This window comes from Gordonia crocea, assembly GCF_009932435.1.
Taxonomy (GTDB): Bacteria; Actinomycetota; Actinomycetes; order Mycobacteriales; family Mycobacteriaceae; genus Gordonia; species Gordonia crocea.
This window is the reverse complement of record NZ_BJOU01000001.1, coordinates 2,057,664-2,075,309: the sequence shown is the minus strand read 5'-3', so window position 1 is coordinate 2,075,309 and position 17,646 is coordinate 2,057,664. Positions and strand designations below refer to the sequence as shown.

Genomic DNA, 17,646 nt, shown 5'->3' with positions numbered 1-17,646 from the left:
CTCCATTCACGAATAATCCTTCGCGCCCACTATGACAATCTCCCGTGCTTCCCGTCGGTTTGTACCGGAAGCGGCTTATCGTCCATCAATCCGGCGACCGCCCGCGCGACCCGTTCCGGGTCGTGGACGTGCCTCCCGGGAACTGCGAGCTCCCCCAGGTGCAAGTCGGCTCCGAACAGCGCCGCTGCCCGTGCCAGGTGGTCGCGCTCCCGCCCGGCCGGAACCGAGCGCTCGTCGACGAGGACGTCGTCGATGCGGAGCCGGTCTGCGTGTGCGTGCAGCACGTGCAGATGGCGTTCTACCGAGAAGCCGGGGGTCTCGCCCGGCTCCGGCGCAAGATTGACGATCAGCATCTTACGTGCGGATGTCGAAATAAGCGCGTCGAGCTGATCAGGCACCAAAACGTGCGGGATCACGCTGGAGAACCAGGAGCCCGGCCCGAGCACGACGAGGTCGGCATCCTCGATGGCCGAGCAGGCCTCCGGACTCGCCGGCGCGCGGTCCGGCAGCAGGCGCACCCGGCGCACCTTGCCGGGGGTGGTGGCCACGGCCACCTGGCCGAGAATTGCCCGGCTCAGCCGAGGATCGGCTTCGAGGCCGGTCACATCGGCCTCGATGACCAGGGGCACCGTCGACATGGGCAACACCCGCCCGGTGACGTCGAACAACCGGCGCAGATGGTCCAATGCCTCGATCGGATCGCCCAGCAACTCGGTCAGCCCGACGAGCAGCAGGTTGCCGATGGGATGGCCGGCCAGCGCCCCGTGACCGCCGAACCGGTGTTGCAACAGTGCGCCCCAGAGTTGGGCCTCCTCGGCCGCGGCAGCAGGTTTGTCGGCCAACGCCGTGGGTGCCACCAGCAGCGCCGCGAGCGCCATCCGCAGGTCTCCCGGCGGAATCAGGTCGAGTTCGCCGCGCAGCCGGCCCGACGATCCGCCGTCGTCGGCCACCGTCACGATGGCGGTGACCTCTGGGCTGAGAAAGCGCATCGCGGTCAGGGTCGCGTAGAGGCCGTGTCCGCCGCCGAGTGCGACGATTCGCGGGCCGGCCGGGCCGTCTGCCGCCGGGCCGCTCATTCGCGCCCCAGATCCCGGTGCATCACCCGCACGTCGAAGGTGGGGTCGTCGTCGCCGCCCTCGGCGAGGCGCCGCGCCAGCTCCTGAACCATCGCGACGCTGCGGTGCTTACCGCCGGTGCAGCCGATGCCCACGCTCATGTAGCGCTTGCCCTCGCGCAAATAGCCGTCGGCGACGAGCCGGATGATGTCGGCATAGAGACGGGCGAACTCGTCGGCCCCCTCCTGGCTCAACACGTAGTCGCGCACCGGTGCGTCGGTGCCGTTCAGCGCGCGCAGTTCCGGCTCCCAGTACGGGTTGGGCAGGAAGCGCACATCGGTGACCAGATCGGAGTCGATCGGCACCCCGTATTTGAATCCGAAGGACTGGATCGACACCGACAGGCTGGCCGGGTGTTCGGTGTCCTCCGAGGCATTGGCCAGTACCTCGCGCAGCCGGGCGACCGACAACGACGAGGTGTCGATCACGAGGTCGGATTGCGCCTTCACCCCCGAGAGGTACTCGCGCTCACGGCCGATCGCCTCGACGAGGGTGTCGTCGGTTTGCAGTGGGTGGCGCCGCCGCACCTGTTCGAACCGGCGTACCAACGCGTCATCGGAGGCGTCGAGGAAGACCTGCCACACCGAGGCGCCGTCGGACTCCAAGTCGGCGCGCAACTGGGCCAATTCGGTACCGAAATGCTCATCGGCGCCGCGCACCACCATCGCCAGCCGAGAGGTCTGGTCGCCGCCGGTGCGCGCCAGTTCGACGAGCTTCCCGATGAGCGATACCGGGACGTTGTCGGCGACGTACCAGCCTTCGTCCTCGAACACGTCAGCAGCCGCCGACCGCCCGGCACCCGACATGCCCGCGATGAAGACAACCGTGATCTCAGCCATCGTTCTCCTGTCTACTCACTGCCAGGGCCTCGTGGACCGTCTTTGCCGTTGTTGGACCGATTCCGGGGACGGCCGCGATGTCCGCGACACTCGCCGCGCGCAGGTTGGCCACCGAGCCGAAGGCGGTGACCAGCGCCGTGCGGCGGGTCGGACCGAGTCCGGGGATGGCGTCGAGCGCGGAACTGGTCATGCGTTTGCTGCGCTTGCTGCGGTGGAAGGTGATCGCGAACCGGTGCGCCTCGTCGCGCACCCGCTGCAGCAGGAACAGCCCCTCGCTCGTCCGCGGCATGATGATCGGCTCGTCGTCGCCGGGCGCCCAGATCTCCTCCATCCGCTTGGCCAATCCGACCACCGTCACATCGGTGATCCCGAGTTCGTCGAGAACCGCTGCGGCGGCGTGGGTTTGGGGTGCACCGCCGTCGACGACGAAAAGATTGGGCGGATAGGCGAACTTGCGGGGACGGCCGGTCTGCGGGTCGAGCGCCTCGGGCTGCTCGGCGTCGGCCCGGTGCCGGAGGAACCGGCGCCGGGTCACCTCGGCGATCGAGGCGACGTCGTCGGAGTGCCCGTCGCCGGCAGCCTCCTTGATCGAGTAGTGCCGGTAGTCCGACTTCCGCGGCAGCCCGTCCTCGAACACGACGAGGGAGGCGACGACGTCGGTTCCCTGGACGTGCGAGATGTCGACACATTCGATGCGCAGTGGCGCCGAGTCCATCCCCAGGTATTCCTGGATCTCGGTCAGTGCGGCCGACCGTGAGGTGAGGTCACCGGCCCGGCGCAGCTTGTGCAGCGCGAGTGCCTCCGACGCGTTGCGCTCCACGGTCTCCAGCAGATCGCGCTTGTCGCCGCGTTGCGGGACCCGCAGGTTCACCCGGGAGCCGCGCAGCGCGGAGAGCCACTCGGTCAATTCCGCGGCATCCTCGGGCAGTTCGGGAACCAGGACCTCCCGCGGAACGGACTCGGCCATCTCGCGGCTCGCCGAGACGGCGACGGTCGCATCCTGGTCGGCCTGGGCGCCGTAGAACTGGGTGAGGAACTGCTCGACCTGCGCCCCGAGCGAGTCGTCGTCGGGGCGTTCCACGACCCACCCGCGCTGGCCGCGGACGCGGCCGTCGCGCACCTGGAACACCTGGACCGAGGTTTCCAATTCGTCGCCGACCATGGCGACGACGTCGGCGTCGGTACCGTCGCCGAGGACGACGGTCTGCTTCTCCATGGCGCGGCGCAAGGCGGTGACGTCGTCACGCAGCCGGGCGGCTCGTTCGAAGTCCAAATCGTCAGCGGCCGCGCGCATCTGGTTCTCGACGTCGGCGATCATCTTGTCGGTGCGCCCGGCGAGGAAGTCGCAGAAGTCGTCGACGATCTCCCGGTGCTCGGCCGCGCTCACCCGGCCGATACACGGGGCCGAGCACTTGTCGATGTACCCGAGCAGGCAGGGGCGGCCCATCTGGTTGTGCCGCTTGAAGACACCGGCCGAACAGGTGCGCGCGGGGAACACGCGGGTCAACAGGTCCACCGTCTCCCGGATGGCCCACGCGTGCGAATACGGGCCGAAGTAGCGCACGCCCTTGCGCCGTGGCCCGCGGTAGACGTGCAGCCGGGGGTACTCCTCGTTGAGGGTGACCGCCAGCATCGGATAGGACTTGTCGTCGCGGTAGCGGACGTTGAACCGCGGGTCGAACTCCTTGATCCAGTTGTATTCCAGCTGAAGCGCCTCGACCTCGGTGCCCACCACGGTCCATTCCACCGATGCCGCGGTGGTGACCATCTGCTGGGTGCGCGGGTGCAGCGACGCGATGTCGGCGAAGTACGACGTGAGGCGGGAACGGAGATTCTTGGCCTTGCCGACGTAGATGACGCGGCCATGCGGATCCCGGAACTTGTATACCCCCGGATCGGTGGGGATCGACCCGGGCGCGGGTCGGTAGACAGAGGGATCAGGCACGTATTACACGTTAGTCGCCCGCACGGACATCCTCGGTGCCGCCGAACGCGGTCCGCCCGTCCTCCGGCGGAGTCTTCCCCGGCGTATCGGCCGGACGGTATCGGTCTTGCAGGTCGCGCACCCGCTCCATCGCCTCGACCGCGCGCAGGCCGTCGCCGACGCGGATCGCCAGGATGGGCACGTGCTCGTCCAGCGGGAACTCCAACCACGCCGACGACCCCCGCTCGGGATAGGTCACGCCGACGACCTCGTCCCAGCCGAAGACCCGCTCCCCCACCAGGTTCCGCACCCCGACACCGGCGGCGCCGACCCGGACCCGCGGACGGGTCAGCAGGGCGATGCCGCACGAGATGAGCACGCCGATGGCCAAGATGGACCACTGGTCGGTGGAGCCGATGTTGCGGACGCCGTTGTCGCCGAAGGTGATGGTGTGGCCGAAAACCACGATGTGCGACTTGGTCAGGAGATAGGCGAAGACGGCGTGGATGATCAGCACGACGATGATCGCCGCGCAGCTCCACCACACCAGGCGGCGAGGCCGGTAGACGAAGTCCCAGGCGGGGGTGGTCTCGGTCATCGCAACGAACGCAGGATGAGGGCCGAGGCGATGGCGGCGTTGACTGCCTGCGCCCCCTTGTCCTCACTGGATTCGGGCAGCCCGGCGCGGGCCAAAGCCTGCGCCTCGGTGTCGACGGTGAGCACCCCGTTGCCGATGGGAGTCGATTCGTCCAGGGACACCCGGGTCAGTCCGGCGGTCACCGCGTCGCAGACGTAGTCGAAGTGCCGGGTCTCGCCGCGGATGACGACGCCGAGCGCCACCACGGCGTCGTGGTGGCGGGCCAGTGCCTGCGCAATGACGGGCAGCTCGATGGCCCCCGCGACGCGGATGATCGTCAAGTCGGCGACGCCGGCGGCGGTGGCCGCCCCGGTGGCACCGTTGAGCAGCGCCGTGCAGATCTGCTCGTGCCACTGCGACGCGACGATTGCCAGCCGCACCTCATCGGCGCGCTGGAGGTCCAGCGTCGGTTCCCCGTATCCACTCATGCCCGGTCTCCTCCTTCGGCGACGTCCGCGGTCAATCCTGTCACCGGCGGCAGCCCGTCGGGCAAGTCCAGGTCATACTCGTCGAGACCTTCCAGGACGTGACCCATCCGATCCCGCTTCGTGCGCAGGTACCGCAGGTTCTCCTTGTTGGCCCGCACCGGCATGGCCACCCGCTCGATGATCGTGAGGCCGTAACCGTCCAGGCCGACCCGCTTGGCCGGGTTGTTGGTCAGCAACCGCATCGAGCGCACGCCGAGGTCGACGAGGATCTGCGCGCCGATGCCGTAGTCGCGGGCGTCGGCCGGCAGGCCCAAGGACAGGTTCGCATCGACGGTGTCCTCGCCCGCGTCCTGGAGCTGGTAGGCCTGCAGCTTGTGCAGCAACCCGATCCCGCGCCCCTCGTGGCCGCGCATGTACAGCACGATGCCGCGGCCCTCCTCGGCAACCATGCGCATGGCCGCGTCGAGCTGTGGCCCACAATCACACCGCAGGGAGCCGAACACGTCGCCGGTGAGGCATTCCGAATGCACCCGGACCAAGACGTCGTCGCCGTTGTCGGCTTCGATGTCGCCCATCACCAGCGCGACGTGCTCGGCGTCGTCGAACGGTGAGGTGTAGCCGACCGCGCGGAACGTCCCGTGCACGGTCGGGATCCGGGCATCGGCGACGCGGATGACGTGCTTCTCGTTGCGGCGGCGCCAGGCGATCAGATCGGCGATGGAGATCATGGCCAGGCCGTGGTCGTCGGCGAAGACCCGCAGTTCCTCGCCCTGGGCCATCGCCCCCTCGTCCTTCTGGCTGACGATCTCGCAGATGACACCGGCCGGCGCGAGCCCGGCCAGGGTCGCCAGATCGACGGCGGCCTCGGTGTGGCCGGGGCGGCGCAACACCCCGCCGTCCTTGGCCCGCAACGGCACGACGTGGCCGGGGCGGGTGAAGTCGGCGGCGCGGCTCTCCGGGTCGGCAAGCAGACGCATCGTGGTGGCCCGGTCCGAGGCACTGATACCGGTGCCGATGCCCTCGCGCGCGTCGACGGTGACCGTGTATGCGGTGCCGTGCTTGTCCTGGTTGGTGGAGTACATCGGTGGCAGGCCGAGTCGGTCGCAGTCGTCTCCGGCCAGCGGCACACACAGGTAGCCGGAGGTGTAGCGCACCATGAACGCGACGAGTTCGGGCGTCGCCATCTCCGCGGCGAAGATCAGGTCGCCCTCGTTCTCGCGGTCCTCGTCGTCGACGACCACGACGGCTTTGCCGGCCTTGATGTCGGCGATCGCCCGCTCGACGGTGTCGAACCGGATCGGCTCACTGGTCTCAGTCATTGTCCTTGCCTCCTGCCGCGGTCAGCCGCTCCACGTATTTCGCGATCACGTCGGCCTCCAGGTTCACCGGGTTGCCGACCTGCGCCTGCCCCAGGTTGGTGTGCTCGAGGGTCGTCGGGATGAGGGAGATCTCGAACCACGACCCGCCGTCGTCGTGCCCGACGCCCGAGACCGTCAACGACACCCCGTCGACGGTGATCGACCCCTTTTCCACGACGTACCGGCTCAACGCCGGCGGCAGCACGATGCGGATGACGGTCCAGTTCGGGGTCGGGGAAATCGCGGCGATCGTGCCGACGCCGTCGACGTGGCCCTGCACGATGTGTCCGCCGAAGCGCCCATCGGCGCGCATCGCCCGCTCGAGGTTGACCGTTGCCCCTACGCCGAGATCGGCCAACGAGCTGCGGCGCAGCGTCTCGGCCATCACGTCGACGGTGAACCCGCCGTCGTCGGTCAACTCGGTGACGGTCAAGCAGACCCCGTTGACGGCGATCGAATCGCCGAATGCGGCGTCGCTGGTGACCGTCGGCCCGCGGACCGTCAGCCGTGCGGCTTCGGCCAGCTCGTCCTTCGCGGTGATCGTGCCGCGCTCTTCGACGATTCCGGTGAACACGTCGACTCCTCTCCTACTCCCGTCGTGCCCGCGTGGCGCGCCGAGTGTTCGGCACACGCATTGCGCGCAGAGTCGTTTGGGGCAGGGGCGCGAGGGCGCCGACGGCGGCCCGTGCAAAGCACGGTGCCGCGGGTTCTCTCACATCCGGACTATGACCGTCGGCTCCGGAATCACACCGGATCTGCTGACCCCGCTGCTGTGGCGGGCGCTCGCGGGCTCGACCGAAAGAATCGGTATCACCGCCGGTAGGGAATCTCACCCTGCCCCGAGAACTCTCTTACGAAAGTAGCACGCATCGGGCGTCGGTTCGAAGCCGCGACCACGTTGGATCTAACCGGATCTGGACTTCCGATCCGCCCGCTCGGTGCGCTAGGGCTGTGCGATGCTGAGCGGCATGACGACACCTGCGAAGAACAACAGCTTCGGACAGTCCGCCCTCAACCTGCTGCGCAAACACTGGTTTCCCTTGGCTGTGACGATCATCGCCATCACCTTCATCGCCCTGAACCGCTCGACCGCGCGGGTGAACTTCCTCTTCTTCACCGTGGATATCGCGCTGTGGCTCGCCCTGACGGTCGCCGCCGTGCTCGGCCTGCTCATCGGGCTCTTCGTGAAACGGGGCAACGGCCGCGACTAGGCCGTACTCCCCCGACGCAGGGTCAGGCGCACATCGTCACCGAGCCGTGTGACGGCGACGGTGGCGAACCGGTGCGCCTGCGCCAGCGTCGAGACTCCGAGGTCCGCCACGGCATTCGCACCGGCACCGAGGATGACCGGCGCGAGGTAGGCGTGCACCTCATCGACCAGGTCGGCGGCGAAGAAGGCACCGAGGATCGACGGACCGCCTTCGACGAGGACGACGAGGGCGTCGGGCAGCGCCGCGAGGACGGCGGCCGGGTCATGCGAGTCGATGAACCTGGTGGGCGCCGAGTCGTCGCGGATCCGGGCCGAACCGGGGATGTCCCGGTGGCCCATCACCACGCGGATCGGCTGGTGCGGGCGCAGGACGCCGTCGGGGTCCCGGGCGGTCAGCGACGGATCGTCGGCGAGGACCGTGCCGGTGCCGACGATGATCGCGTCTAGTCCGGATCGGACCAGGTGGGCGTCTTCCCGTGCGGCGTCCCCGGTGATCCATTGGCTGGTGCCGTCGGTCGCCGCGACACGGCCGTCGACGGTGGCGGCGATCTTGGCGATGACCAGCGGGCGGCCGGTGCGCTGCCGGTGCAGCCAACCCCGCAGCGGCCCGTCCACGACGTCAGCGGCGCCGACCCCGGAGACCACCTCGATCCCCGCCTCGCGCAGGGTGTCGGCACCACCGGCGGCCGCCGGGTTGGGGTCGGCGACCGCATAAACCACGCGGGCCACGCCGGCGTCGATGAGTGCCCGGGCGCAGGGTCCGGTGCGCCCGGTGTGGTTGCACGGTTCCAGCGTGACGACGGCGGTGGCGCCGCGCGCGGCTTCGCCGGCCGCCTCGAGTGCCACGACCTCCGCGTGGGGGCCGCCGGGCGGGCGGGTGCTCCCGACGGCGATCACGTCGCCCCGCTCGCCGATGATCACCGCGCCCACCGGCGGATTCGGCGAGGAGACGCCCGCCGCGGACCGCGACTCCGCAATCGCGCGCGACATCGCGTCGAGTAGTACCGCGTCGGCGACCATGGTGCGGCCCTACTCGGCTTCGACCGCCGTCGGCCAGAACGCGGCGGCCTGTGCCCGCAGTGCGGCGACCGCCCGACCGGGATCGTCGGCGCTGTACACCGCGGAGCCGGCGACGAAGCAGTCCACGCCGGCCTCGGCGGCTTCTTCGATCGTGTCGGCGTTGATCCCCCCGTCGATCTCCACGAGGACGCTCAGCTCACCGGCGTCGACGAGGTTGCGCACGGTACGGACCTTGGACAGCACCTCGGGGATGAACCGCTGGCCGCCGAAGCCGGGTTCGACGCTCATCACCAGCAGGGTGTCGACGTCGCGGAGGATCTCCAGGTAGGGCGTCAGGTCGGTGCCCGGCTTGATCGCCAGGCCGGCCTTCGCCCCGGCGGCGCGGATGTCGCGGGCAACCGCGCGCGGATCATCGGTGGCCTCGGCGTGAAAAGTGACGTTGTACGCACCGGCTTCGGCGTACGGGGGTGCCCAGCGCCGCGGGTCCTCGATCATCAGATGGCAGTCCATCGGGATGTCGGTGGCCTTGAGGAGGCTCTCCACCACGGGCAGGCCCAGGGTCAGGTTCGGCACGAAGTGGGCGTCCATCACGTCGACGTGCAACCAGTCGGAGCCCTCGACGGCACGCGTCTCGGCCGCCAGATTGGCGAAATCGGCCGAAAGGATGGACGGAGCGATCATCGGGGCGCTGGGTCGGCACATGGCCACGATTGTATGTGTCGCAGGCGCGGTTTCACGGCACCGGGACCGCGACCGATCAGTCGGGCACCAGGACGGCCGCGCCGTCGAACCGGCCGGCCTTCAAATCGCGCAGCGCGCGGTCGGCTTCACAGAGCCGATAGCGATGGGTGGTGGCCCGGATCCCGTGGCGGACTGCCAGCTCCAAGAACTCCCGCCCGTCGGCACGGGTGTTCGCGGTGACCGAGCGGATCTCCTTCTCGTAGAACAATTCGTGCTCGTAGTCCATCGGCGGAATGTCGCTGAGGTGGATCCCCGCGATCGACAGCACACCGCCGCGGTCGAGTGCCCGCATCGCGATCGGCACGAGGTCGCCGACCGGGGCGAAGGTGATGGCGGCATCGAGGGCCACCGGCGGCGCGTCGCGGGCATCGCCGACCGAGGCCGCCCCGAGATCGAGAGCCAGTCGACGCGACTGTTCCCCGCGGGTGAGGACGTGGACTTCGATCCCCAGGGCGATGGCCAACTGCGCGCACAGGTGGGCGCTGCCCCCGAATCCGTAGAGCCCGAGGCGCTTCGGATGGTCGGCCGGTGCCGGACCGTCCAGCAGCGACGTGCGTTTGAGTGCGCGGTAGCCGATGATCCCGGCACAGAGCAGGGGCGCGGCGGCCACATCGTCGAGCGCGTCCGGCAGCCGGTAGGCGTAGTCCGCCACCACGGTGGCGAACTCGGCGTATCCGCCGTCGACGTCCCACCCGGTGTACGTGGAGTGCGGGCAGAGGTTCTCCGCGCCCCCGCGGCAGTAGCGGCACGTCCCGTCGGTCCGGTGGAGCCAGGCGATCCCGACCCGATCCCCCAGCGAGAATCCGACCACCAGAGAGCCGGTTCCCACCACCTCGCCGACCACCTCGTGGCCGGGAGTCACCGATGGACGGTGGACGGGCAGATCGCCTTCGGCGACGTGCAGGTCGGTGCGACACACCCCGCAGGCGCGGACCCGCACCAACAGTTCGTCGGGTGCCGGGGCGGGCATCGGCTTGTCGACCAATTCGACGGGACCGGCGTCGATCGGCCCGGGTTCACCGACTACCCATGCGCGCATGGGTCCAGGCTAGGCCTATGACAGCTGGGCGGGGCGGCGCAGGACCGCGAGGAACATCGCATCGGTGCCGTGCAGGTGCGGCCACAGCTGGACATGCGGACCCGGTCCGAGGGCCGGGAAGTCCAGTCCCTCGGTCTGGACGAATCCGCGTGCGTCCACGAATTCGGCACCGGTGGCCGCGCAAACCGCTTCCACCACGCCGGTCGTCTCCGCCGGGTGCGGGGAACACGTCGAGTAGACGACCGCTCCCCCCGGCCGCACCAGCGCCAACGCGGAGGTGAGCAGATCCCGCTGCAACGGCAGCAGTTCGTCGACGTCGGAGGGCCGGCGGCGCCAGCGGGCCTCGGGCCGGCGGCGCAGCGAGCCGAGGCCGCTGCACGGCGCGTCGACCAGCACGCGGTCATAGCCGGGGGCCAAGCCCGGATCGCGTCCGTCGGCGACGTAGACCTCGACGGGGAGGTCCGCGGTGACCGAGCGGATCAGGTCCGCCCGGTGCTCGGAGATCTCTACCGCATCCAGGTGGGCGCCGGCGATCTCGGCGAGTGAGCCGAGCAGGGCCGCTTTGCCCCCCGGGCCGGCACACAGGTCGAGCCAGCGGCCCTCGTCGGGCCCGTCGAGCGTCGCCCTCGCCAGCGCGAGGGCGACGAGCTGGCTGCCCTCGTCCTGCACGCCGGCCAATCCTTCGCGGACCACCTCGAGCCGGCCGGGATCGCCACCGGGCAGATACACGCAGTAGGGCGACAACCGGCCTTCGGTGCCACCGGACACCAGGGCGAGTTCCGCCGCGCTGATCTGCCCCGGCCGGGCCACGAGGTGCACCGGCGGACGGGCGTCGTCGGCCGCCAGCGCCGCCTGCAGCGAGCCGACCGAACCGCCCAACGCCTCCGCGAAGACCTCGGCGATCCATCGTGGATGCGCATAGCTGAACGCCAGGTGGCCGATCGGGTCGTCGACGATCGAGGGCGCGAGATCGTCGATCCACAGCTGTTCGTCGCGCTGGGAGATCTTGCGCAGGACGGCGTTGACGAACCCGGCGGGCCCCTGGCCGTCCTCGGCGCGGACCAGGTCCACCGAGGTCGACACGGCGGCATGCGGCTCGATGCGGGTCCGCAACAACTGGTACGCGCCGAGCCGCAGGACATCCAGCAGTCTGGGGTCGATCTCGCCGACCGGCCGACCGGCCGCGTCGGTGATCACGGCGTCGAGCAATCCCTGCGCCCGTGCGGTGCCGTAGGTCAGTTCCGTCGCCAGGGCGGCGTCGCGTCCGCCGAGGCGCCGCTCGCGCAACAGCGAGGGCAGCAGCAGGTTGGCGTACGCATCGCGTTCCCGGACTGCGCGCAGCACCTCCAGCGCGGTGGTGCGCACCTGGTCGATGGGCTTGTCGCGGAACTTGCGGTTCGACCGGCGGTCGTTCATCGCAGCACCGTCTCTGCATCGAGTCGCGCACCCCGCGCCCAGTCGGCGGCGGGCATCTGCTTCTTTCCCGGTGGAATCACCCAGGTGAGTGCGACCACCTCGTCCGCGGTGCCGACGTAAACGGCCTTCTTCGCCGCCACCACCTCCCCCGGGCGCAGCGACGCCGGTGCCGCCGGTTCGCCCGCGACATTGCGGCGCAACGGCCCGACGCGCAGCCGGGTCTGTGCGCCGCCGGCCTCGAGGAGGGCCCACGCTCCCGGATCCGGGGTGTGCGCGCGGATCAGCCGGTCGACGATGTGCGCCGGGCGGTCCCAGACGATGCGGGCGTCGTCGACGGTGATCTTCGGCGCATACGACACGTCGTGCTCGGGTTGGGCAACCGGGGCGAGTTCCCCGGCCTCGATGCCGTCGAGCGTGGCCACGAGCAGTCGGGCGCCGGAATCGGCCAGGCGGCCCAACAACTCGCCGCTGGTGTCGGTGGGCCCGATATCGGTGGTGAGGGTGCCGTAGACCGGTCCGGTGTCCAGACCGGCCTCGAGTTGGAAGGTACTCGCACCGGTCACCGTGTCACCGGCGGCGATAGCAGCCTGGACCGGCCCGGCACCGCGCCACGCCGGCAGCAGCGAGAAGTGCAGGTTGATCCAGCCGTGGGCCGGGAGGACGAGCAGCGCCGGCGGGATCAGCGCGCCGTATGCCACCACGGCGGCACAGTCCGGCGCCCAGCGCGCCAGCTGCTCCTGGACCTCGGCAACGACCTGACCGCCCTCGACGAGTCGCTCCGGGGTGAATACCTCGATGCCCAGTTCGTCGGCTCGCCGCGCCACCTCGCTGCGGCTGACCTTGCGGCCGCGGCCCGAGACCGCATCGGGACGTGACAGCACCCCGACGACCTCGTGGTCGGGTGACTCGTGCAGAGCACTGAGCGAGGGCACCGCGGCAGCGGGCGTGCCGGCAAAGAGGACGCGCATTCGGTCAATACTAGGCGGCACCGGCCGGGCGAGAGGCCGCGGTGTTCGGCAACGCCGCGGGATCCTCCTGTTCCGCGGGTGGGTCCGAATCGGTGGCGGCCTGGGCCGGTTCAGCACGGTGCCCCAGCGAGTGGACGGGGTCGTGGACGGGGTTGGTCCGCCAGGGCCCGTCACTGCCGGTCAGGCGCCAGCCGGTGCGCCCGGCGTCCGGTCCGGCGGTCAGTGGCCGCGTTTGCCATTGACCCGGCCGGTCACCGACATTGCGGTTGTCGGCCCCGCAGGCCGCGGCAAGATCGCCGAGATCGGTCTGCCCGCCGTCGGCCCAGTCGGCGGCGGCGTGGTGCGCCTGCGTGCGGGAGAACGGCTCGGTGCAGAGTGGCCGGGTGCATCCACGGTCCCGGCCGAACAACGCCAACCGCTGGGCCAGGGTCGCAATCCGCTTTCCACGGCCGAAGTCGAGGACCTGGCGGGTCGAGTTCTTGAACACCTCCAGCCAGGGCACCGCGTCGGCGGCCACCGCGACGAGGTCGCCGACGGGAATGAGGGTTCCGGTCGCGGTGAGCCCGACTCCGGCCCGCCGTGCCAGATCTGCCTCATCGACGGTGATCACCAATTGCGCCGGAATCCGATCGGGCGAACCGAACGCTTCCCGCCCGAGCAACCAGTCCAACCCTTTGTCGAGCGCGTCATGATTGCGCTGGGCCGGGGTGCGCCGATCCCGGGCAGCCGCGTCGCTCGCGACGACGCGGTCCTGGGTCCCCAATTGGGCCGCCGACCCCGACAGCGAGTCTTCGTCGTCGGGGTTGTTCATCCCCGGCTTGGCCCAGTTGTCCAACAACACTTCCAACTTCGCGCGCACCGCCGGGGTCAGGTACCCAGAGATCTTCGACATCAGCCGGGCGTCTTGACGGCCGATGGTGATGCCGCGCTGCCGGCGCCGATCGACATCGTCGGTCAACGTTCCGTCGGGATCGAGGTGGGCCAAGATCCGCTGGCCCAGCTTCCCGATCTCCTCGGGCATCACTTCTCGGGCCGCGGTGCTGAGCATCGCCACCGCCAGCTCGGTGTCCTCGGTGGTGACGGCACCGGGGATCTTGTCGAGGACCTTTTCCACCTCGCGGACATGATGTCCACCGACCTCGCCGGCGGCCACGGCCTCGGCGAGTCGTTCGCGCTTGGGTGCCAACTTCTCCCCCGTCATAGCGGTCAACCGTCCGATCGTCGCGGCGATCTGCTCCCGGAACTTGGCTTCGGTCGCACCGAGCCGCAGATGCTGCGCGTAGAAATCGCGCGGCTTGGCGTGTCCGGTCCGCAGGAAGACCTGGCGGTCATTCACCTCGACGAAGAATGCCGCGTCCACACCGTCGATCCGCCGACGGGTCGTCTCCAGCGACTCCACCGCGGCCAGTACGTCGCCGTCGGTCATCAGTCCCAGCGGCGCGGCCGACAGCTTCTGCACCGCCGCATCGATCAGCCTGGCCAACTCCAACGGCGACTCCGACAACCCGGACTCTGACAACCCGGACCCTGGCAACCGTGACTCCTCCGATCCGAGTGTGACGTCGACCATGAAATCACCCCCGTGAACTGCGACTAGCCCGATCTATTCGAACTGGTGTTCAGTTTACCAGCGCGGTGTGACCTGCGCCACTACCGAATCGGGTGGCCTTTCGGCGGGATCGCGGTCATCACCCGATCGTCGACGGATCGACCTGGACCCGCAGCGGGCCCGCCTCACCTCCGGAGACCCGGCGCGCTTGAGCCGCGGTCAACGCCGCGGCGAGCGCGCGCCCGTGGCGCCGGTCAACCCGGACCAGCAGCCGCTCGTACTCGTCGACGGAACGGCCTCGGTCGGTGCGCTCCCCGCCCGCCGGGCCGCGCACGCCGGGCGGTAGCGGGACCGGCCCCAAGACGCTCGCGCCGTCGGGGAGTTCGAGGGCATCGACGAAGGCCCGCACCGCACCCGGCGTCCCATCGACGGCTGCCATGGTCACCGCCGGCGGAAAGCCCAATTCGGCGCGGGCGGAAAGCTGGTCGGCGGCGAAGCCAACCGGGTCCCACCGCACGAGCGCCTGCACGACGGGAAGATCGTTGTCGGCCAGCAGCACGACGTTCCCGCCGTCGACGGCTGGTCTGGCCAGGGCCGCGATGGCGAACCAATGCCGGGCGGCGTCCTCGTCGGCGCGCAGGTCCTCCCGGTCCAGTTGCGCCCAGGTGTCGACCGCGATGACCGTGCCATACCCGGCGCCGTCGACGATCGGCTCGGCCCCGGGGGTCGCGACGACCAGCCGTGCCCCGTCGGCGATGAGGTCGACGCGGCGCGCCCCATCGCTGGTCACCACCGGCACCCCGCGGAATGCCCGCCCCAGTTCCTCCGCGGTGCGGGCCGCGCCGATGGTGCGCGCCCGGATCTCGGTGGAACCGCAGGCCGCACACCGAGGCGCGGGGTCCGCGCGCCCGCACCAACGGCACGACACCGAGTGGTCCGGCGCCATGGCCAGCGGCCCGTGGCAGTGCCGACAGCGGGCGTGGGTGCGGCACTTGGCACAGGCCAGCGACGGCAGATAGCCGCGTCGGGGCACGCTGATCAGCACCGGTTGTCCGGCGTCGAGGCTGGCGCGCGCCAGTCGGAAGGCGAACTCTGGCACCCGGGCCAACCGCACGAGCGGGTCGTTGCCGACGGCCCGGTTCTCCTCGGCAAGCGCCTGCACCCTGGCCCCGGCACGGCGCACCGTCGCCCGATCCGCCACCAAATCATGTGCCCAGTCCGCCTCGACGAGGGCCTGCGCCTCGGCCGTGCGGGCATAGCCGCCGATCAACAGGCCGCACTGCTGCTGGTGACTGCGCAGCACCGCGACCTCCCGCGGATGCGGATAGGGCGCACGCGGCTCGTCCAGGCTTGGATCGCCGTCGTCCCAGACGATGACCAGACCGAGGTCGCGGACCGGGGCGAACACCGCGCTGCGGGTACCCAGGACCACCTGGGCGGTGCCGCGCAACGCGGCCAGCCACCGCCGGTAGCGCGCCGTCGGGCCGAGCCCGGCGGCCAAGGTGACGCAGCGCTCCCCCAGTGGCTCGCACGCCTGCGCCAACCGGTCGAGGTCGCGCTGGTCGGGCACCACCGCGATGACCCCGCGCCCGGCCGCCACGGTGTGGCCGATCAGTTCGGCAAGCCGCTGCGGCCAATCCGTACCCGGAAGCGCCTGCCACGCCGCCCGCGGCGCCCGGCCCTCGCGCACGGCGTTGGCGAATGCCCGGCCCCCGCGGTAGTCGCCCCAGGCCGGTAACTCCGGGTCGGGGTCGAGGTAGGGCTCGGTACGCGCCGGCGGTCGCGGCTCCTTCTCGGTGCGGGCGTGTCGGGGCGGGACCGCCAAGCGCACCACATCCGACATCGTCCCGGCATAACGGTCGGCGACCGACCGGCACAGGACGGCGATCTCCGGGGCCAGCACCGGCTCCGGGGACACGACCCGGTCGATCCACCCCAGCTTGCCGTCGTGCTCACTGGACTCGAGGCGCGCGAGGAGGAAGGCGTCGACCAGCCGCCCGGCGAAGCGGACCCTCAACCGGGCCCCGGGAACCGCGTCGGCGTCCTGCGCCGCGTCGACCAGATAGTCGAACGGCCGGTCCAGATGCGCCAGTCCGAGCATCGGGAGCACCTGCGCGACCGGGGCGGTCGGGGCCGGCTCCCGGGAGGAACTCACCCGAGCGACTTCACATGCGTGGCGCGCCGCGGGTCACAGCCCGGCGGCGGCCTTGAGCTCGGCGGCCTTGCCGGTGCTCTCCCACGGCAGGTCGACATCGGTGCGACCGAAGTGTCCGTACGCGGCGGTCGGCGCGTAGATCGGGCGCAGCAGGTCCAGATCGCGAATGATCGCGCCCGGCCGCAAGTCGAAGACCTGGGTGATCGCCTTCTGGATCAACGCCGGGTCGGTGGCCTCGGTGCCGAAGGTCTCGACGAACAGCCCCACCGGGGCGGCCTTGCCGATCGCATAGGCGACCTGGACCTCGATCCGGCTGGCCAACCCGGCGGCCACCGCGTTCTTGGCGACCCAGCGCATGGCATACGCGGCGCTGCGGTCGACCTTCGACGGGTCCTTGCCCGAGAACGCGCCACCACCGTGGCGGGCCATGCCGCCGTAGGTGTCGACGATGATCTTGCGGCCGGTCAGACCGGCGTCACCCATCGGGCCGCCGAGGATGAAGCTGCCGGTCGGGTTCACCAGCAGCCGCGGGTCGGAGGTGTCGAGGCCCTCGATCTGGAACTCGGCGAGAACCGGCTTCAGCACGGTGTCGGTCAGCGCGGGCGCCAGCACCGCGTCGCGGTCGATGCCCTCGCCGTGCTGGGTGGAGATGACCACGGTGTCCAGGCGCACCGGCTTGTCCCCGGCGTATTCGATGGTGACCTGCGTCTTGCCATCCGGGCGCAGGTAGTCCAACTCGCCACTCTTGCGCACCTCGGTCAGGCGGCGGGCCAGCCGGTGGGCCAGCGCGATCGGCACCGGCATGTACTCCGGCGTCTCCGCGGTGGCGTAGCCGAACATCAGGCCCTGGTCGCCGGCGCCCTGCTTGTCCAGGTCGTCCCCGTCGGAACCGGTCTGCGTCTCATGCGACGAGGTCAGCCCCTGGTTGATCTCCGGTGACTGCGCGCCGATCGCCACGTTCACACCGCACGACGCCCCGTCGAAGCCCTTCGTCGACGAGTCGTAGCCGATGTCGAGGATCCGCTCGCGCACGATCGTCGGGATATCCGCGTACGCGGTGGTGTTGACCTCGCCGGCCACATGGACCTGACCGGTGGTCACCAACGTCTCGACCGCGACCTTCGCCTGCGGGTCTTTCGTCAGCAGTGCGTCGAGGATCGAATCACTGATCGCGTCGCAAATCTTGTCGGGGTGTCCCTCGGTGACGGATTCACTGGTGAACAGTCGCGACGAGATTGTCATCGGGT

General features: G+C 70.2%; 16 protein-coding genes and 1 riboswitch. Of the genes, 1 reads left to right on the top strand and 15 read right to left on the bottom strand.

Features of this window, described 5'->3' with window-relative positions:
• Positions 1-29 precede the first annotated feature (29 nt).
• The 7 genes from nbrcactino_RS09820 to nbrcactino_RS09790 are packed head-to-tail and all read right to left on the bottom strand — an operon-like array spanning position 30 to position 6,875.
• Positions 30-1,076 (bottom strand): gluconeogenesis factor YvcK family protein, encoded by a 1,047-nt coding sequence (locus tag nbrcactino_RS09820; protein WP_161927180.1) that lies wholly within the window; start codon positions 1,074-1,076, stop codon positions 30-32.
• Positions 1,073-1,954 (bottom strand): RNase adapter RapZ, encoded by an 882-nt coding sequence (gene rapZ / locus nbrcactino_RS09815; RefSeq protein ID WP_161927179.1) that lies wholly within the window; start codon positions 1,952-1,954, stop codon positions 1,073-1,075. The genes nbrcactino_RS09820 and rapZ overlap by 4 nt, the downstream gene beginning before the upstream one ends.
• Positions 1,947-3,899, bottom strand: a complete 1,953-nt coding sequence (gene uvrC, locus nbrcactino_RS09810; RefSeq protein WP_161927178.1) for an excinuclease ABC subunit UvrC — start codon at positions 3,897-3,899, stop codon at positions 1,947-1,949. Before uvrC ends, rapZ begins: the two co-directional genes overlap by 8 nt.
• A 10-nt stretch (positions 3,900-3,909) precedes the next feature.
• Entirely contained in the window at positions 3,910-4,476 is a 567-nt protein-coding gene (locus tag nbrcactino_RS09805) for a PH domain-containing protein (RefSeq protein WP_161927177.1), read from the bottom strand.
• A complete protein-coding gene (ribH, locus tag nbrcactino_RS09800) occupies positions 4,473-4,943 on the bottom strand; it encodes a 6,7-dimethyl-8-ribityllumazine synthase (RefSeq protein WP_161927176.1) in 471 nt (156 codons plus the stop codon). The genes nbrcactino_RS09805 and ribH overlap by 4 nt, the downstream gene beginning before the upstream one ends.
• Positions 4,940-6,262 carry a bifunctional 3,4-dihydroxy-2-butanone-4-phosphate synthase/GTP cyclohydrolase II gene (locus nbrcactino_RS09795; RefSeq protein WP_161927175.1) on the bottom strand — a complete coding sequence of 441 codons (1,323 nt, stop codon included), beginning with the start codon at positions 6,260-6,262 and terminating at the stop codon, positions 4,940-4,942. The genes ribH and nbrcactino_RS09795 overlap by 4 nt, the downstream gene beginning before the upstream one ends.
• Positions 6,255-6,875, bottom strand: coding sequence for a riboflavin synthase (locus nbrcactino_RS09790; protein ID WP_161927174.1), 621 nt, complete (start codon positions 6,873-6,875; stop codon positions 6,255-6,257). The genes nbrcactino_RS09795 and nbrcactino_RS09790 overlap by 8 nt, the downstream gene beginning before the upstream one ends.
• A gap of 128 nt (positions 6,876-7,003) precedes the next feature.
• Positions 7,004-7,152: riboswitch (FMN riboswitch) on the bottom strand.
• A 117-nt stretch (positions 7,153-7,269) separates the two neighbouring features.
• Between nbrcactino_RS09790 and nbrcactino_RS09785 the strand changes: the two genes are divergently transcribed.
• Complete coding sequence (locus tag nbrcactino_RS09785) at positions 7,270-7,512, top strand: LapA family protein (protein WP_161927173.1); 243 nt, start codon at positions 7,270-7,272, stop codon at positions 7,510-7,512.
• Here nbrcactino_RS09785 and ribD read toward each other — a convergent pair.
• From ribD to metK, 8 genes are all read right to left on the bottom strand, one after another.
• Positions 7,509-8,531, bottom strand: coding sequence for a bifunctional diaminohydroxyphosphoribosylaminopyrimidine deaminase/5-amino-6-(5-phosphoribosylamino)uracil reductase RibD (ribD, locus tag nbrcactino_RS09780; protein WP_161927172.1), 1,023 nt, complete (start codon positions 8,529-8,531; stop codon positions 7,509-7,511). The genes nbrcactino_RS09785 and ribD overlap by 4 nt on opposite strands.
• Positions 8,532-8,540: 9 nt before the next feature.
• Positions 8,541-9,233: a ribulose-phosphate 3-epimerase gene (gene rpe, locus nbrcactino_RS09775; RefSeq protein WP_161927171.1), complete on the bottom strand. Its 693-nt coding sequence runs from the start codon at positions 9,231-9,233 to the stop codon at positions 8,541-8,543.
• Between the two features lie 55 nt (positions 9,234-9,288).
• A complete protein-coding gene (locus nbrcactino_RS09770) occupies positions 9,289-10,311 on the bottom strand; it encodes a zinc-binding alcohol dehydrogenase family protein (RefSeq protein ID WP_161927170.1) in 1,023 nt (340 codons plus the stop codon).
• Positions 10,312-10,326: 15 nt separating this feature from the next.
• Positions 10,327-11,727: an RsmB/NOP family class I SAM-dependent RNA methyltransferase gene (locus nbrcactino_RS09765; protein WP_161927169.1), complete on the bottom strand. Its 1,401-nt coding sequence runs from the start codon at positions 11,725-11,727 to the stop codon at positions 10,327-10,329.
• Positions 11,724-12,695 (bottom strand): methionyl-tRNA formyltransferase, encoded by a 972-nt coding sequence (gene fmt, locus nbrcactino_RS09760; protein ID WP_161927168.1) that lies wholly within the window; start codon positions 12,693-12,695, stop codon positions 11,724-11,726. Before fmt ends, nbrcactino_RS09765 begins: the two co-directional genes overlap by 4 nt.
• Positions 12,696-12,705: 10 nt before the next feature.
• Positions 12,706-14,265, bottom strand: a complete 1,560-nt coding sequence (locus nbrcactino_RS09755; RefSeq protein ID WP_161927167.1) for a DUF222 domain-containing protein — start codon at positions 14,263-14,265, stop codon at positions 12,706-12,708.
• A 118-nt stretch (positions 14,266-14,383) separates the two neighbouring features.
• Positions 14,384-16,345, bottom strand: coding sequence for a primosomal protein N' (locus nbrcactino_RS09750; RefSeq protein WP_161927698.1), 1,962 nt, complete (start codon positions 16,343-16,345; stop codon positions 14,384-14,386).
• A gap of 87 nt (positions 16,346-16,432) precedes the next feature.
• Positions 16,433-17,641 (bottom strand): methionine adenosyltransferase, encoded by a 1,209-nt coding sequence (metK, locus tag nbrcactino_RS09745; protein WP_161927166.1) that lies wholly within the window; start codon positions 17,639-17,641, stop codon positions 16,433-16,435.
• Positions 17,642-17,646: the final 5 nt, after the last annotated feature.